The sequence below is a fragment of the Paenibacillus sp. W2I17 genome (assembly GCF_030815985.1).
In the GTDB taxonomy this organism is placed as follows: Bacteria; Bacillota; Bacilli; order Paenibacillales; family Paenibacillaceae; genus Paenibacillus.
Genome location: NZ_JAUSXM010000001.1, coordinates 4,027,225 through 4,043,960, shown reverse-complemented (window position 1 = coordinate 4,043,960; position 16,736 = coordinate 4,027,225). Strand labels below are relative to the sequence as shown.

General features: G+C 45.6%; 11 protein-coding genes. 9 read left to right on the top strand and 2 right to left on the bottom strand.

Annotation, left to right across the window (positions count from 1 at the left end):
- Nucleotides 1-12 precede the first annotated feature (12 nt).
- Entirely contained in the window at nucleotides 13-2,334 is a 2,322-nt protein-coding gene (locus QF041_RS18005) for a helix-turn-helix domain-containing protein (RefSeq protein WP_307415193.1), read from the bottom strand.
- Between the two features lie 363 nt (nucleotides 2,335-2,697).
- Between QF041_RS18005 and QF041_RS18000 the strand changes: the two genes are divergently transcribed.
- Nucleotides 2,698-5,409: an S-layer homology domain-containing protein gene (locus QF041_RS18000; protein ID WP_307416997.1), complete on the top strand. Its 2,712-nt coding sequence runs from the start codon at nucleotides 2,698-2,700 to the stop codon at nucleotides 5,407-5,409.
- A 721-nt stretch (nucleotides 5,410-6,130) separates the two neighbouring features.
- Here QF041_RS18000 and QF041_RS17995 read toward each other — a convergent pair.
- Nucleotides 6,131-7,018, bottom strand: a complete 888-nt coding sequence (locus QF041_RS17995) for a hypothetical protein (protein ID WP_307415192.1) — start codon at nucleotides 7,016-7,018, stop codon at nucleotides 6,131-6,133.
- Between the two features lie 111 nt (nucleotides 7,019-7,129).
- On the opposite strand from QF041_RS17995, the gene QF041_RS17990 reads away from it, so the two are divergent.
- The 8 genes from QF041_RS17990 to QF041_RS17955 all read left to right on the top strand — a co-directional run bounded on the left by QF041_RS17990 (nucleotide 7,130) and on the right by QF041_RS17955 (nucleotide 16,507).
- Nucleotides 7,130-7,543, top strand: coding sequence for a GNAT family N-acetyltransferase (locus QF041_RS17990; RefSeq protein ID WP_307415191.1), 414 nt, complete (start codon nucleotides 7,130-7,132; stop codon nucleotides 7,541-7,543).
- 158 nt (nucleotides 7,544-7,701) lie between these two features.
- Nucleotides 7,702-8,079 (top strand): ribbon-helix-helix domain-containing protein, encoded by a 378-nt coding sequence (locus tag QF041_RS17985; RefSeq protein WP_307415190.1) that lies wholly within the window; start codon nucleotides 7,702-7,704, stop codon nucleotides 8,077-8,079.
- Nucleotides 8,069-9,340, top strand: coding sequence for an MFS transporter (locus QF041_RS17980; protein ID WP_307416996.1), 1,272 nt, complete (start codon nucleotides 8,069-8,071; stop codon nucleotides 9,338-9,340). Before QF041_RS17985 ends, QF041_RS17980 begins: the two co-directional genes overlap by 11 nt.
- 186 nt (nucleotides 9,341-9,526) lie before the next feature.
- The gene (locus tag QF041_RS17975) at nucleotides 9,527-9,664 is read left to right on the top strand and encodes a hypothetical protein (RefSeq protein WP_161799395.1); all 138 of its coding nucleotides are present in this window, start codon (nucleotides 9,527-9,529) and stop codon (nucleotides 9,662-9,664) included.
- Nucleotides 9,665-9,782: 118 nt separating this feature from the next.
- The gene (locus tag QF041_RS17970) at nucleotides 9,783-12,527 is read left to right on the top strand and encodes a lanthionine synthetase LanC family protein (protein WP_307415189.1); all 2,745 of its coding nucleotides are present in this window, start codon (nucleotides 9,783-9,785) and stop codon (nucleotides 12,525-12,527) included.
- Entirely contained in the window at nucleotides 12,505-13,305 is an 801-nt protein-coding gene (locus tag QF041_RS17965; protein WP_307415188.1) for a hypothetical protein, read from the top strand. Before QF041_RS17970 ends, QF041_RS17965 begins: the two co-directional genes overlap by 23 nt.
- A complete protein-coding gene (locus QF041_RS17960; protein WP_307415187.1) occupies nucleotides 13,302-14,768 on the top strand; it encodes a tetratricopeptide repeat protein in 1,467 nt (488 codons plus the stop codon). Before QF041_RS17965 ends, QF041_RS17960 begins: the two co-directional genes overlap by 4 nt.
- Entirely contained in the window at nucleotides 14,750-16,507 is a 1,758-nt protein-coding gene (locus QF041_RS17955) for an alpha/beta hydrolase family protein (protein ID WP_307415186.1), read from the top strand. The genes QF041_RS17960 and QF041_RS17955 overlap by 19 nt, the downstream gene beginning before the upstream one ends.
- Nucleotides 16,508-16,736 lie beyond the last annotated feature (229 nt).

Here is a 16,736-nt window from a genome sequence, read left to right as displayed (position 1 = left end):
CTTTAATTGAACCTATATAGATCCCTGTTCCATTAGACTGCGCATGAAGTTTTTCGGTGTACAGCCGTGAATTTCTTTGAACTTCTTAATGAAATAAGCAGGGGTACGGTAACCGACCGTATTCGCGACCTGCTCAACTGTAATTTCGCGTTGTGTCATGAGTTCTCGTGCACGTTCCATCCTCTGGTTCGTAACATATTCCGAATAGACAATCCCGGTTTCTTCCTTGAAAAGTTTACTGAGATATTTAGGGCTGATGAATACTTGTTCTGAGACATGATCCAGCGTGAGATCGCCCGATAAGTGCTCGTGAATATAGGCTTTGACCGCCGAGATGGTATCCACACTCCGTACCTCGCTTCGCTTCTCCATATGCATCACAAATTCGGTCACGAGATGGATCATCCATTCCGAATAGCGGTTGATATTATAGAACAATGAAAATTGCTTGTACAAATTCAATGAACTCGCCTCGGCGGGTTGCAGGCGCACCTGATTAATACACTCAGCGTAAATAGATACCGTTTTTAATAAGATGATCCGACTGTATTCGGCGGAATAGGGGCCTTCCTTTATTGTCGCGACCAATTCCTGAATGGCCTGAACCGTACCTTGCACATCCCTAATCTGCAATTTCTTTTCAAAGTTTACGAGGTATGACTCCGGAATTTCCAAACTGCTGGCTTCCCTGTTCAGAAGATCAAGATCCTGAATGGCAGACTGCTCGGGGAAGAAGTAGCTGTATCGAATCAGGGTATTCGCCTGATGATAGCTTGTGTGAATCTTTGTGAAGTGTTCTACCCATCCGCCTAACGATAGTACAAATTCCAGACCAAATCTGCTGCTCGCCTCAGCGTGAATAAAGTCTACAATGTGATCAGAGAGCGGTTCTTCGGGTTGGTTGGTACAGATAATTACTGCTATTTTGTGATCCTGCAATTCCTCTGCCAGCAGTTGAGTTCCATCCATTTCTGCGATCTCCAGTTGCTGGATCATCGTATACAACGTATGCTGCAACTGTCGTGGCTGCAGATCCTTCCACTTCTCATTGACAGGGTCAATGACGATGCAACGGAAGCGAGAGTAGGCCATTGAAATGTGAACAGATTGGAGCTGTTCCGTAAGTTCCTCGGGTGTAAATCGATTATTTAACATATTGAGCATAATACTATGCTTAATCATTCTGTGATTGGCCTGTAAGGTTTCTTCAAGACTATCAACTTTATTGGACAGACTGTTAAACGTTGTATCGATGAACCGATATTCGTCCTGCTTTAAGCTGGTTGGGCTATCCATCCGGCTCTTGATGTTATTCATGATTCGTTTAAGAGGACTATAGTTGGCCCTGGTAAAGATGGACGACATCGCTATTCCAACCGCAACAGCCAATAAACCGAGAAGAACCGAAATCTCCTTCAAGCTATCCAGTTTATAATAGAAGCTTTCATTAGGTGTGGTTGTGTAAATCCGCCATGCATTTCCTTTAAATTGATCTTGGGTAACGACATGAGAGTCATAGTTAAATACAGGCGTGAAACTTTCATCTGAAGAATGATAGGAAAGGAGCGACTGCGTTAGATTCTCCTCCGTGGAGGTGCCTAGCAACGTTTTGTCCGCGGCAGAAATGACGGTTCCATCCTGATCGATGATTAATGTATTAGCATAGTCAGCAGGGAGCATATTTTTAATGATCTGACTGATCGCTGATTCTTTGATATCAATCGCAATCATGGCCTTACTGTCTTGTCCAGACGATTGAAACGGGTAACTATGGACATAGGAAATTAGAGGGCTCATATTGCCCTGTTCCCGTGATTCGATATAAGCATCCTGAGGCACCATGCGAGTCTTCATCCATAAGGAGCTTTCTGGAGTCTCTTTCATCGCAGCAATCCAATCCGTCGTATGATCCACACTCGAAGGCGTGTCCTCATAGAGCATCAGCCCATATACAGATGAGACGATGAAGTGGTTCTTTGTATCGTACACATGAATAGCTTCAATGAGATCGGAATAATTTTGCACCATATTTTTGAGGGACTGTTCGATGTCCAGGATTTTGCTATGGTTTCCTTTTAAGCTATCTAGGTCGATACTTGCTGCGTTACCGAGTGCCAGGGACAGATAGACCTGATTCACCTTCTGGATCACGGAGCTCTCAATATAATTGACAGTGCTTTTCAGCGACAGTTGATTATTGATTCGAATCTCTTTGCTGTATTGATGGGAGAAGAAGAGGTATAGAATGGAGCCGAAAAGAAGTGCAATGACAAGAACGACAGCAAGGTAGGAAAGAACCATCTTGGATCTCACAGATTGAAATGGCTTACGCATTCTTTTTCCCCCTTCATTTCTCGTTTCTAAACAACTTCATCATTATATAGCAGGCCGAGGACTAGAAATCATGTTGATCGAAATTTAACAAACTCCCACTCCATAATTTACTTTCAGTTAATAAAGCGTTTACAAAAGTAGGTATTTTAATTGATAAATGTAGTATCTAACTCCATTTAGCTTGGCATATAAGCTCCGGAACGTACGATTTTGATATAAAACGGAATTTGTTCTATAGATGCGAAACGCTCCCTAATGCTACAGTAACGGCAGATCAGACATCTGTATAGAGTCTTTCTTACTCATTTGCAGATGCAGAAGCAAAAAATAATTTACCATAATGGGAGCGTGTATTTGCAAGCCATGAGAAAACCACTTAAAAAGTCACTGACATTACTTCTAATGTTGTCTATGGTAGGTCCGACATTTGCAGAGAAGAGTTTTGCAGCCGATCAGAAGATTCAGTTCTCTGATATTAAGGGACACTGGGCGGAAGCAAATATTCAAGCATGGGGTGATGAAGGATTAATTCGAGGTTACCTGGATCATTCATTTAAACCGAATACGTATATTACCAGAGCAGAATTTATGAATTTGGTAAACGGTGCTTTTGGATATTCCGGACAAGCTAAAATTACCTTTAACGATGTGTCTGAGAGTGCATGGTATTACGAAGCAATTTCTATTGCAAATGCGAATGGATATATAGATGGATACACCGATGGCACAATGAAGCCGCAAGATCCGATCACCCGTCAAGAAGCAGCTAAAGTGATCGCTGGCATTTTGAATCTGGAGTTAAATGAAACAGCAGCGAATGTATTTAGCGATTCATCGTCTATAGCGGCGTGGAGCAAGGGAGCTGTAGGTGGAGCGGCAGCAGCGAAAATTATCTCTGGTTATGCAGATGGAACCTTCAAACCGCTTAATTCCATTACTCGTGCCGAAGCGGTGTCTGCGCTCGTTAAGGCTGTGGAAACAGATGCTACTACAGCTGCCAAACCAGCTAAGCCAAAAGGAACGGCAAGCGTACTGAATGTTAATCCCCCAGCAGATGAAGCTCGGTTATCCGCCGTGAAGCACGGAGCCAATGCCGGAGACGACACCTTGAAAAATATTGCGGAAACCAATCCGTTTATTGATATTTTGGACGGTTTTGATCAAGTATGGTCCATGAACCAAGCGGATTGGCGAGATGGAACAGCGGCAACCAAAATTGGAGCTGACGGAAAGAATGCAAAGTATGGAGATGGACCATCCCCATATTATGACGGCTTTAAAAACGATCCAACCGTAGCTGTTGCTGATCAGAAAACATATGCAAATGAAGAGATCCGAAACAAAGCAACTTGGGAAGCCAATATCAAATATGTAGAAAAGGTCACGCAAAATCGCACAGGTGAAGAGACATTGGCAGCCTATTATGATGACCAAAGAGATAAGATCTATAGCGTGATGGAGGGCTTTGGTCCGTTGGCTAACACGTATGTAGATATCATCAAGCCAAAGACAAACGTTGAACGAACGGTGGACGAGATGAATGTGGTATTGACCGAAGAAACAGTGGAAGATGAAAGCCAAGGCATTGGAGATTGGGAAGCAAAGACGGAACTTTCAGACTTGGTCCATTTAGTTGATCTGGTTCGATTCAAAATCCCTGCCTCATCTAATCCCTCTAAATATTTCTACTCTTCCCCTAGACCGTGGAGAATGAATTCCAATGGAGAAGTGAAAGAAGTTGTTGACAGCAAAGGACTGCCTGTATGGGAAACCTTGGGCGAAGGTGAGAAAAAAGAAGTACCTTTGGCTTCAGGCGGCACCAAATCAACAGGAGAAAAACATTACCAGCAATACGAAACCAACGTTAAGCTTATTCCTGCGTTAACTTATGTCAAACGAATCGCTGAGGATGGAAGAGGAAAAGATGGCGGATTTCCGAGCGGACATACCAGTGCAGCTTACTTATCCGTATTTCCTTTGGCATACGCTACACCAGAACGATTCACTGAATTGTTAACGAGAGCAGCTCAGTTGGGCGAGAATCGAGTCGTAGCGGGGATGCACTCACCGCTTGATGTTATAGGAGGAAGAATACAATCCACAGCCATGGCCGCATATGCACTTAATCAGGCTGAGAACAGAGAAGTGTTAGAGAAGGGCTATGAGAATGCAGGAGAAGTATTTGGAGCTGCAGCCAAGGAAAAAAATATGAGTCTGTATGAGTATGCACACACCGTAACAGAGGATTATACGTTCAAGAGTGCTTACGATGAACACAAATGGGAAGATCACGATGCCAATAAAGCCTTCTATAGAGAAAAGATGACTTACGGTCTACCACAAACCGGAACCAAAGGTTTGGCTCCAGTTGTACCGCAAGGAGCAGAAGCCCTGTTAGAAACACGTCAACCGTATTTAACAGATGAGCAACGCAGACAAGTATTGTATACAACATCCATTGACTCTGGATATCCTGTACTGGATGAATCCAAGGGCTGGGGTAGAATTGATCTGGTCACGGCTGCGGATGGCTACGGCGCATTCTTGAACAATGTAACTGTGGATATGGACGCTTCCAAAGGGCGCTTCAATGCACAAGATTGGTGGAGAAATGATATCACCGGTAGTGGAATGCTTACGAAAAAGGGAACAGGAACCCTTACATTGACAGGGGAAAATAGCTACACTGGCGGAACATTGCTGCAAGCAGGAACGCTGGTAGCTGAATCTGCAGCTGCTTTTGGTACAGGTGATCTGTATGTAGAAAATGGAACAGTTGTCGTCGATGTCGACGGAGCACTCAACTTAAATAGAAACTTTACCATGGATAACGGTACGTTGGAATTGGTAGTGGCTGACAACAATAGTCAACTGAATGTTGGCAGAAAACTCTATATTGATGGAGGAAGTCTCAAACTCGACTTGTCCAACTATAAGATTGAAGGTTCCAAAGATATTACATTAATCACCGCTAATGGAATTACAGGTGAGTTCGACAGTGTAACGGCAGATGGTTATGACGTGACTGTCACGTACGAAAAGGGCCGCGTCATTGCACATGTTGTAGCCAAATAAGTGAAGTAATTATGCATGATATAAAGTGAACTAAAGAATGTCACACATGCCACTTCGATGACAGAATAACCTTCCGATCATTCTTCGCAAGACAAAATTAGTAATATAGAAAAGGGCTGAAGCTACAATGTAGTTTCAGCCCTTTTTGCGTAAAGACTTGAAAAATTTAGAGCGTTCTTTCAAAACCTACTTAAAGCCGAGGCGCCCTGAACAGGTCCTGAGTAGGGAAGCATGCTGCATATACGATCTAGCGATCAGGACGTCGCAAAGGCGATTTTCCTATTTTCCTCTACCAATGAAAATTTTCGCTTCGTACGGGAGGGACATGAGGTTGTCCTCTCAGTTGCGCTTGGAACAGGGCATGAGCAGGCACTGAGCGCTAACGAATCTGAGACACGTTATATCGAAATGTACGGCGTTTTAGAGCTTTTTTGTCAAGCGATTTTGGGAAATAACGTGTCTGAGGTTCTTTACAATTTTGAAAGATGCTGTAGACGTAATATAAGACGTCCTGAGTTCCTTAGAAAATCGACTGACTACTCAATAGGATCAGCCAGACGGGAACTCGATAATTTTGGGACACTGACATCCATCATCGTATAACATGCCGAGTAAGGAGACACGACCTGATCTGTGAAAATCCAGCCGAGGGAGGGCCGAGTCTCGTATCATCGAGGTGGGTATCTAAGTTTAATCATACGGAAGCGGCTGAATGCGTAGGTTATTCGTCGGTGTTGGTACCAGATGTACGACGTGTATTCCCTTCCAGTTCCGTAGAGACTTGCTTCGTAGGTTCCAGATCCGTATGTCCTGCGTAGGGGCGATCACTTCGAGAGCGGGTCCCAGTCAACCCGAAGCCCGAAGTAAATATAATCAGCTGTAATCCAAGGGCGTAGGGTGCAGCAACAGGTCCAATTAGATGGAGCAAGGAGCATAGCGCGATCAGCAAGGAGAGCAATTTGGTTACTGTACGTGGCCGATCCCGGCGTGGGCTGGCCCAGAGCAGGTAACCATATATTATGGTGATCATTATGGAAATTGCGCGAATCCATGGCAAGATGCTTTCCCATGAGTCCACAGGCACGTCCAACATCCGCTGACGAAATACCAGATCTGTAACCAGAAACCCTGTAGCCGCCAGTGCGGCTGGTTCGGCTACGGGCCGAAGGATGATCCAGACCGCTGTGCCCCAATGATCTGCATGAGTATCCCGGCTGAGTTCATCCGATAATACGGTGCATTCCCGTTCCAGTGCTCTGTGCATCAGTCCGATTCTGGCAGGATCATGATCCTTAATACAGTCCCGGATCTGGTCCTGTAGCTGAGGGGATAGGTAAGATGCAGCTTTGCAGGCTAACATTGCTGTTATCAGATCGTTATGTTCGTGTTCCGATCGTTCATGATTCCGATTTTCCTGGATGGTAAGTTGTCCCAAGAGGGCTGTACTTATGTATAATGTATCTCGTATCCTTTGCATTCGCCTTTCGTGGCTGCGGCGAACTTCAGTGGCAGACCATATGTATATCCCCAGAAGCAAAGCCATGACTCCAAACAGCACAGCCACAGCGCCTGAGCGAGATGTTAGATCTTCAATCCAACGTTGAAACACACTTGTTCCTCCTTTGCACCAACTTCACGTATCATGAAACACGCTTCACGTAAGCTTTCTCTCACTATTACACAGGAAGTAGATGAATTCAAGCAGAAAGGGGCACAATTCATGGATCATGTGAATATTGAACACACACCACCCGCAGCGGTGGAGTATCTTGCCTTGCGGCAGATTGCCGGCCTTAGCCCGATGAGTAGGGAGGGGGCAGAGATTGGATTACCGAATAGCCTGTTTGCCGTATGTCTGCGTGAAGAGGATATGCTGATAGGCATGGGACGAGTGATTGGAGATGGAGGTTGTTTCTTTCAGGTCGTCGATATTGCTGTACACCCGGATGTTCAGGGAATGGGGTATGGAAAACTGATCATGAGCGAGATTATGAATTATCTGCGTAAAGCAGTACCTGCCCGTGGTTTGGTCAGTCTGCTGGCGGATGTTCCGGCTGATCAACTTTATGCTCAATTTGGATTTGAATACACCAGCCCAAAGTCGGAGGGTATGTGGTGGAGGCAGGGAGACTAGTGAACTAGTTAAATAACATATTCGGCGAACCTTTGGATAAATCCAAAGGTTTTTTGCTTTACAACCATTTATTTACAGGTATAATGTAAATTAAAACCAATTTACGATTTACGAATTACAATATACGGGTGCAATCGTAAAGAATGGAGGAAATGAATATGTACAATGACCAGAAAGCTCAGTTTAACCAGATGGTGGAACGATCTGTGGAGCAGGCGAACAAAAACCTTTCGGGAGCCAAGGGAGTTGTTTCCGTTCGATTAAGTCAGGAAGAGATTGATATCATAGATCAGCTAGTATTTCTTGAATTAGCCAAAAACCGTTCTGATGCGACTGCAATGTTGATTAGGGAAGGCATCCGAACCCATCAGACCTTATTGAACGAGATACGCGAGTATACGGCTGAACTGGAACGGGTAAAAGCCAAGATACAACAGACCATTCGAGATTCAGGTTTGGTTACGCGTCTGCATCGTATTAGTGATGATGAATCTGTTACGGACGAGGGAGAGGTGCGTGAAAAAGATGAAAAATGAAATTCGCGGCGACAGCTATCGAGCGGTTTTGCGCCTTCCTTCTTTTGTTGTGCTTCTTGTTGGTAGATTGGTTTCTGGCGCAGGGCAAATTTTATTTTCTATGGCGACGATGTGGTATATCCTCCAATTAACAGAGTCGGCACTTGCTGCTGCGCTGATTCCGATGCTGCCGTACTTGATCTATGCTTTTTTGGGCATACCCCTGGCTACGATCAGTGATCGCCTGCCGAAAAAGCAGCTTTTGATCTGGACAGATATATTGCGTGCAGGCGTAGCTTGCATATTGGCGCTTTTGTTCATGACAGGATCCATGCTTCCGTGGCATATTTACGCAGCCAATCTGCTCATTGCAATCCTTGGTTTTTTGTTCAATCCGGCAACCCAGACAGTCATCCCCGCTATTTTGCCAGAACCTACAAAACAATTAGCTCCAGCCAATGCACTACTGAACTCTTCCTCCAAAACGATTGAATTGCTTGGATACGCCTTGGGGGGAATATTGATCGCTCTCATCTCCGTTCAGTCCATCCTGTTCATCTATGCCGTTACATTTCTGCTATCCGCCATATCCATTTTCTTTATCCGCATCCCTGTAACCAAAGTAGTGAAACAAAAAGGAGTCACCGGTTTTGTTAAAGATAGCATGCAGGGAATTACATTCCTGTTTTCCCGTAAAATTTTGGCCTGCTGCATTATCTTTGGAGCTATTATCAATTTTGCGGGTGCGCCACTGCACATCTTCACGCCGATTTTTGCCAATATGGTGCTGCAAGCCGGACCACAAGGCTACGGTCTGCTTCAGTCAGCCTTTGCCGCTGGCAGTATTGCAGGCTCTCTGCTCAGTGGTAAATATGCCAAACGACTCTCGCTCGCTCACTGGTTTTTGATCAGTTATCTCATTTCCGGCACAAGTTTGCTGCTCATGCCGATGTTTCCTAACCTGTATATCGCGATTGCATGTTCATTTTTGTTGATGATGGGACTTGCTCTTGTGAATGTACCCTTGGTTACTTCCATTCTTTTATCCACCCCGGAAGAAAAGAGAGGACGTGTCATGAACAGTATGGGTGTCTTGATGAGTGGCATTAGTAATCCACTTGGGTTGTTGCTGGGAGGGTGGTTCATTGAAACGTACAACCCTTCATGGGTATACATGGGGATTGGAACATTTGTTATTTGTATGGGCATGGCAAGCCTATTTGTCCGACCTTTCCGTGAAGAACGGAGCAAGCGTACCCGGCAACAAACGACCTCGATGTAGTCTGAATTCTGATGTCATATTGCGCCTCTTTTTTGTCCGAGGAAACAAGTAATTTGACATGATCAGGCGAAATAAATGGGTTTGATAAATAATTTATGTAAAATAATTCAATTAAAAAGAAGGAATATCAAATTTTATGTAGAATTTGGTTTATAAGAGGGGGAGACAAATGGGAGGTAATATATCATGGAAAACAAGGAAATTTTATCTGTACAGGATTTGATGGCACTAGAGGTTGAAGAGGATAACAACATGTTTGAGGAAACAAGCTTGTGTACAGTGTGCAGCTGGACTAGCTCACAAACAATTGTTGTTGAGAGCTAGGAACTTCTTTACACGCTCTATTCACTGAATCATTTGAAAGATAAGTCTTTGATTTTCGCGCATTACTAAAATAATTGTACCTCCCCCTCTTACTTTATTCAAAAAGGAGTGATTCTCATTGAAATTCGCAAGCGTAACCCCCAAGAAGGACGCCTTTGAGAACGCTTTGGAACATATAATCCGGGAACTTCCCCAATCCATCCAATGGTCGAATGACGGCCATTGGATTTGTTTTAGACCGGAAGAATTAAGGCTTCCCGCACAGGGCTGGAAAATTCATCTGTCTGTTATCCCTGTGGAAGGAGCTGAATTGCTGCGACGCATTGCACCTGTTCTCACAGAAAATGATGTGCAATGGAAAGTAGTGAGCAGCGGTCTGAGACTGATTGAAACATCCAACGGTTCCATACCTCTCCCTCAGACTGGGAAGTGTGTCACCATCTACGCACGAGACGAAGAGCAATTCTTGAAGTTACTTGAGCTAATGCATTCATGTACAAGCGATCTGAAAGGACCCGCTATTCCGACAGATCGGGCATACCTCGGTAGCCAGTGTGTATTTTATCGTTATGGTGCATTCACTGATCGTTTCTACTATGACCGGTACTCGGGTGCAAAAGTGTATGCCATCCAGAATCCAGAAGGCAAGCTGGAGGAGGATCGAAGAACACCTGGCAGGTATAAACCGGAGTGGGTGAATGAACCTGAGGAGTTAGTGCGGATTCAAGCCATGGAGAAGAACCAGGCTGCTTCTCGTCAATCCGATTCCAATAACAATGAGTTTGGTATACGAAATATTCGTGTGAGACGCGTACTCAAGAAATCCGGCAAGGGAGGAGTATTTCTCATCTCCGGCACATCCTATGAACAGGCTGTCATGAAAGAAGCGGTCTACCGCATGCGTGTAGACGGTGGTAGGCGGTCTGCTCATAACTATTTGGATAATGAATATCGCGTGCTTGATCTGATGAAGGATACGGGGGTTACCCCAAGGCCGCTTGATCTGTTTAGTACTGAAAATAATCGCTATCTGATCCTGGAGTATTTTGAAAGCATCAGCTTGCGTGAATATATCCATCGCAGACATGTAGCCGCAGATTACAACCGGGCGGATATGCATCGGATGGGTATACATATTCTCGATATGGTGCAGCAATGTCACGATAAAGGAATTGTGATCAATGATCTGACGCCCAACAATATTGTTGTGCTGACGGACGGAAGTGTACGCCTGATTGATCTTGAACTGGCTTATGTCAGAAGTGATGAGAGTAAGGCTGATCCATTGACCGGTCATACTCCGGGCTATGTGCCACGGGGACGTGAGCACAGCAGGCGATCCAGTTATGCGGATGATCTGTATGCACTGGGAGGTGTCTTCTATTACATGGCTTCATCCATCGACCCCTATCTGAAATATCGGCAATCCCATCTGGAAGCTGCACAGGCTTATCTGGATCATCAGAGTAATACACAGCTTCGTGGCTTGGGAAGTCTGGGCATCGAGATCATGTCTGGCGGACATGTGGAGTTATCAGAAATTCGTGAAACACTGGTTGCATTGCTGGAGCAGCAAGAGGTCAATTCAGGAGGAAGCATGGATGTAATAGAGAAGGACGAATGCAATATGGAGCCAGAAGAAGTACTCCGTCAGGCCGAGCGTATGGTAAACACATTGTATACTTCTCTTGATTTTAATAACCCCTTGCAACTGTTCCCGGAAAACAGCATGAGCAAGATGTTTCATCCGGCGAATTTCAACTTTGGCTGGACAGGGGTGATCTTTGGTTTTAATCAACTTGGTCAGATTACACAAAACAGACAATACCATCAATATGCACGTGAAGTATTGGAATGGATTTGGACGAATCACCCTTACGTTCCAGATGAGACACCCGTAGCATTATACTTTGGATATGGCGCTGTTCCCTGGGCAATGGCAGAGACGGCTGAACGAATAAATGATCCATCGTTGCTTCGACGTGCAGAGGATCTGGCATTGGAAATCACCCGGCATGAGCCAGTACAGACCAATATTAGTCATGGAGCGGCGGGGTTGGGATTAATGCTGCTTGAGATATACCGTATTGGCGGCCGCCCTGAACTTCTGGCAAGAGCAGAGGAACTGGGTGTTTATATTTTGGAACAAGAAGAGCAGACAGATGAATCATTGAGTTTGTGGAAAGTGAAAGATAAATCGGACAAAAAAGGCCATCATTCCCTTGGATTCTCTCATGGCATCACAGGTATCGGATACTATCTGCTTGCCTTGGCAGAGCGTACAGGAAAGGAATCGTACTATTCTGCTGTGAAGCGAATTGTAGATACACTTGATCGTACGAGTCATGGAGGACAGAATGGCGTGAGCCTGTGGCCTGCATCCCCGGAAAAACCGGATACACTCTGGGTACATTGGTGTAATGGATCGGCGGGTATTGGTCGATTTTTGATGGCTGCGGCTGATATTTTGCAAGATCCCCTCTGTACCAGACTTGGACTTCAAGCAGCGGATGCAGTGGCACAGGCAACGGTATTTGCTTCTTTTGGGCAGTGTCACGGAATTGCAGGCAATGGAGATTTTCTACTTTTGGCTAACCGCAAGTTCCCAGGCAGATATGAAACCAAACTAGCGGAGTATACACAGAGCTTGTATGTATTGCGAAGTGATCCACAGGAAGACATATGGATGTGGCCTCTGGAGGACATGGAGTCCTTCTCCCCGGATTACATGACCGGTTATATGGGGATATATACATTCCTGTTACGCCGGTTTTATCCGTCTGTTACATCCGAACCACTGGTTTATTCAGGTTTCGATTATAACAGGGAGGGAAAAGCGTATGATGCTAACATCCATATCTGATATCCTGCCGCAATGCCAGCACGAATCGGGGAAGGCGGGTGATCGCTATTATGCAGTTGAACCTGGAAACGACGAAAGCCTATCTTCGTTCATGGTAATTGATCAGGGTGAAGGGCAGTATACATTGGATTTATGGAGTGAAGCACATTCCAATCCTTATTGGGAAGATCGGATGTCATCCGTTTTGGATAAAATCACATGGTCCTCTCTATATGCAACTGCTCCTGCCTCATTTCCGTGGGAGAAGCTTGGATACCGGGCGGATGTTCTTGCCCATCGGTATCGATTTTTCGGCAAGTTGAAGGACGTTCCCGTGCCGGCTATACCTAATGAAGACGCGGTTTGGATGTCTGCGGAGGGACAGGTGGATTCCCTTGCACACTTGCTCCAAGCCAGTGATCCTACCTGTCCAAGTTGGGAAGCTGCTCGTCAAGCTATCGGAGATATCTATCAGGGTGTATATGGCAAGTTGCTGAAAGGTTCCGGGCTTGTTGAACTGGAGGGAAGTAAGATCGGGGGCTGCCTGTTAAGCGATGAGTTTGGGAGTGTACTCCTTGCTCATATATTCACAATACCAGAAGCGAAACGTCAAGGATGGGCCCGATGGCTTGCTGCATATGGTCTCCATCGGTGCAGTTCAGATCCGGATCAGTGGATTAAAGCTTCACTTGATGCAAACAACCGGGGTAGTTATCAATTGATGACGGCACTGAATTTACAACAGGTGCCTGAACTTATACACGTATGCCGAATCACGAAAGAGAGTGAACTTTCATGATGCCTGTCTCACTGGAAAGTACGGATTATCATGATCTGAGAAGTAAATGGTTTCGTGTGAGTCATGAACCTGGATTGTTTGTTGTTGAAGGGACATCAGATGCGGTGAAGCATGAAATTCATAAACTGAGAACGCATTGGCAGGATAAGGTTATACAAATTGCGGTTGGTGATCCGTATGCTACTCTCCCGCTGATCTATCAACTAAATCCATTTCAGCCAATAGATGATCTTGTGGCATGTAAAAATGCGTTATTGAGATTCCAAAGATCAGGGTGGACGCCTGGTAATCGGAAATGGGTTCTGGTTGAAGTATCTTCCTACCTTCACCCTGCGGATCTGGGAGCCATTCACTATATCCTGTATCGACAGAAGCTAAGGGGAGTAAGTGTAGTGCTTTTTTTTCATCGATATCCAACGATGGCGAGTAATCCTGAGGACATACCCAAACTTCCGGTATCTATTGTCAGGGATACACCCGATCAGACCCGACGTTTGTTGGAAGAACATCTACAAATGGTAAGCAAGGATAAAGGGAAGGAAAAAGAGGCAGCATTGGCGCTCTACAATAGGCTGGCCTGGGTTTTGTTGTCCAAATCGGCTGATCCGGCCCGCTACAGGTCCTGTTTTCATTTTTTCGACCATAATTCGTTATTTCAACGTTTGTCGGCAACACAGCAGGCAGTACTCTGGTTTGAGCTGGGTCAGCTGTTGACCAAAAATGGGAAGCATTATGCCGAAGCACGACACTGTTATTCGAAAGCAAGGGAGATCATTGTCCATGAAGAACTAACTGAAACGTATCGTACTGGGAAATGGGCTGCGCTTGATAATGGTGAAGCATTAATTGAGATGCAGGAGGGCAATGTAGAACGCGCAATTACGTTGGAGCAACAGGCGGGCCAGCGTATACGCCAGCTTCCTGATGGACCCGATAAGCAAGTTTTTCAGATTCAGACGTTACTAAACATTGCGGGCTTGCAGCTCCGGGCAGGTCACTATGCAGAGGCAGGTAGGACGTTGCTGGCTGCGGAGAAGTTATGTGTTGATGCGTATGTAGATTGGCTGGGGCATGTACTGCAATTAAAAATGGTATTACATCAACAGCTTGGCGAGCAGGAGCAGGAATATGAACTGTTGATTCAATTGTTACGTATGAAGACAAACACTATCCATTCGAAACTGCTGGGTCGTGCGGTGGAAATCGCTGGCGCGCTGATTACTCAAGGATCAGAGGAACGGGCATCCCGGGTGTACCGTCTATTGATGATGGGGCTGCCGGTTGCCAGTCTGCCACAGATCAGATTGATTCGGGAAACATTAGGCAGACTGGGGACCGTTACGCCCCTAGATGCATACACGCAGGACCAGTATATTGATAAACTGGAATCGCAATTGGAGGGATGGGAGCAGTTAAAGTACTGGAATGAAAGGAGGAAATCCGGTTGGGCTATCCATTCCTGACACGAATGAGTGTGAACAAGGAACGAACGAGTATGCTCTTGGGCTATGATGACAATACATGCGAATGGTGCAGTCTTGATGATACAGGCCGCATGGATAGCCGTCAGAGCCTTTCTGAACATGGGACAGAGTCAGATCAGCACACGCAGCATATTCAGTTTATGGGCAGGAACCGTGTTCTGGTGATTACACAGGACAAGACGGGGAAATGGCTTCATATATATGAGAATGAGAAGCAAGTAATTCTGGTTCAGAGCCTATTTGTGAAGTTTCCATTTCCTGTGATGCAGGCCGCTTGGCAAGAGGGGCAATTAATTCTGCTATTTTCCATTAGACATCGTTCAGGAGCTGTCCGTATAGGTCTTTACGATCCGGAGAAGGATGAGGCGCGATGGGTTACTCCTGATCTGGACAACCCGCAATTTGTATTCTGGTCTGCTTCAACACGAGAGGTTGGCGTAAACGTTGGTGGATTCGGAAGAGTGTACTCGTATTCCGAAGATATCCTTCCATCATCCGAAATACCCTATACGGAGTATGCCTACCCTGTCATGGATAAGCAGGGGGATCTGATAGCCGTTTCTATTCCTGTGGAAGATGGCTTCCAGCCTGGATGGATCAGGCAAGGAGAGGATCGGGTGCATGAATGTTCAAGGGATAGCCAACCCTTCTCTGAACTGATCAGAATGCAACTTGATCCACATCAACAGCTAGTCCTCTGCGAAGGGATAACTTGTGGCAGGTGGCAATATGTTCAATATACATTGGACAGAGAGAAGAGGTATGAGCTGTATGATTATCCGGGAATCTTGACACAGGCTGTGCTCAGCAGGGACAGGCAGGGATTGATCGGAAAATATGAATCTATCGTACGTCCTCCGGTGCCGGGGATTTACCGGTTTTCGGAACAAACGCGTACGATTACCCGTTTCCCGGTTGAGCGAGATGAGAGAATTGGTAACCATCCTGAAGAGGAACCCGATGTAATCTATGGATGGGTTCGTTATGGGCATGACATAATTCCGTACATGGACATGCACCCGAAGGGCGCAGAACAGGTGGTCATCTATCTTCATGGCGGACCTCATAATTGCCTGTTTGACAGCTTTAGTCCGGTCATCAGTGGATTATATCAAGCAGGAGTGCGGGTCATCGGGCTGAACTATCCCGGCAGTTCAGGGTTCGGCACGGATTACAGGATGCGCATTCAGAACGATTGGGGCGGCGTAGATGCAGATATCATCCAATTCATGCGGGAGCAGATGTTATCTTCTTATTCAAACGCATCTCTCTATGGAGTGAGCTATGGGGCTTATCTGGCATTGCTGGTAGCAGGTAAAAGTCCGGCGTTATGGAGTACTGTGGTTGCCTGTGCACCGTTTACGGATCTGGAAGGACTGTACGCAGGCGGAGGAGCGAAGCTGAGATCATTCTTGGAAACTGAAATCGGTGAGCTTTTGCATGATCAATCTGCTCTGCGGGATAGAAGCCCAACAGCTTATGTATCCGGACTCAGTGAGGTGGATATTCAGCTCATTCACGGTCAGGCTGATCAACTGTGTCCCGTAGAGCAGACGGAGAGGTTATATCTGGACATCATGGAAAACAAGCAAATGTCTGGAGCTGTAGGCAGGATTGAACTTCATATTGTACAGGATATGGCGCATGAGGCTTATTCGGAGCGAATCTGGGCGCAGAAGGCTGTTGATTTTCTAACCTACAGTAGAGTATCCACGTAAGATAAATACGTGATGTTGAAGCCGCAAATGCGGCTTTTTTGGCGATATTTAAGGTAATGATATGGAAAGGAAAAGCGGTTGGTGAAGTGTTGTTCGTGGTCTGGTGCATAGTTGGAGAGGTTAAGCGGATGAACATTAACATTTACAAGATGTCACATCCGGTTTAAGATGGCGTGAGCCGTTTAAGGTATATAACAATAGGATTAAGTATTAAAATAACGGTAAGTTG